Genomic DNA, 991 nt, shown 5'->3' with positions numbered 1-991 from the left:
CTCCCGGCACGATTTGCCGTCTTTGGTTTCGAACACCAGGCAGGCAACTTTTCGAACAGGGTTGCTACCTTTTACTTCGCACATGGTTTCAGTGATCTTAGGTGCAGGCAGGCCGATATTGCCACTTTTTACAAACGGCGCAGGATCTGCAAACACTGGGGGTACCTGGCTGAGTGCAGCCAGCAGGAGGGTAATAATTGATTTCATCAGGGTTTCCTCGTTAGGTTAGGGTACAGGTGCACAGGATGGGGTCTGAAGCATGATGCCTGCGACGGCAGCCGTCAGCATCAGAACAGGAGCCCAGCGCACTACGTGAAGCATAGCAGTTTTAGCCATGGTCTTTCTCCAAATGATAGGAAACTGAAGCCTATCATTATTTGCGCTCCTGAACAATGCCTCCGGTAACTGGAGGTGTTTGCTGGCTGGTTGTGTTCTCCAGCGTGATATTGTCCACCGTGACCGTGCCATCCTTGCTGTTGGTCACTGGGGTATTTATCTTCAATGCCAGGCGCTTGTGAATGTCGTGAACCATGGTGGCTTCCTTCCAGACCCGCTTCGCGAATTCCAGAGGATCCAGCGAACCGTTGTTGGTGTGGATTTCCACGTAGGTACTGTCCGCGCGCTTGGGGTTTATGATATAGGTAGGATCGATTTCCCGCGCCTCGATGGTGCTGAAATACGTTTCGAGGTTCACGCGCTGCTGTGCGGTTACACTGCTGCCCTTGATAAACCGGATGTAGGGAGCACGCACAATGACGCCATTGCTGGTGATCTCCATGGCCATTTCAGTCTTAATCGGCAGATACACGCACTCCATCCGCAGAGCGGGCTCTGTGCGCATGATCCGGTCCAGCAAGGCGTAGATGGATCCATCGTCCGAGGGCACTTCCATTGCACTGTCGAAGGACACATGGAGCTCACCCTCATTCGCAGTATTTGAAGTGTCGTAGGTGCAGCTGATGCTGTTGTAGTAGGTATCCGTGTTCACCGC

At 53.0% G+C, this 991-nt stretch carries 2 protein-coding genes; both read right to left on the bottom strand.

Going from position 1 to position 991, the window contains the following annotated elements; genetic code table 11:
- The coding region (locus ACOCD2_RS21945; RefSeq protein ID WP_419626122.1) for a hypothetical protein at window positions 1-207 on the bottom strand (207 nt) is incomplete at its 3' end.
- Window positions 208-373: 166 nt separating this feature from the next.
- The coding region (locus tag ACOCD2_RS21940) for a hypothetical protein (protein WP_419626120.1) at window positions 374-991 on the bottom strand (618 nt) is incomplete at its 5' end.

Origin of the sequence: Thiolapillus sp. (assembly GCF_048562965.1) — a bacterium.
GTDB classification, from domain to species: domain Bacteria; phylum Pseudomonadota; class Gammaproteobacteria; order Chromatiales; family Chromatiaceae; genus Thiolapillus; species Thiolapillus brandeum_A.
The sequence above is the reverse complement of the archived record's forward strand: the minus strand, read 5'-3'. Positions and strand labels throughout refer to the sequence as shown.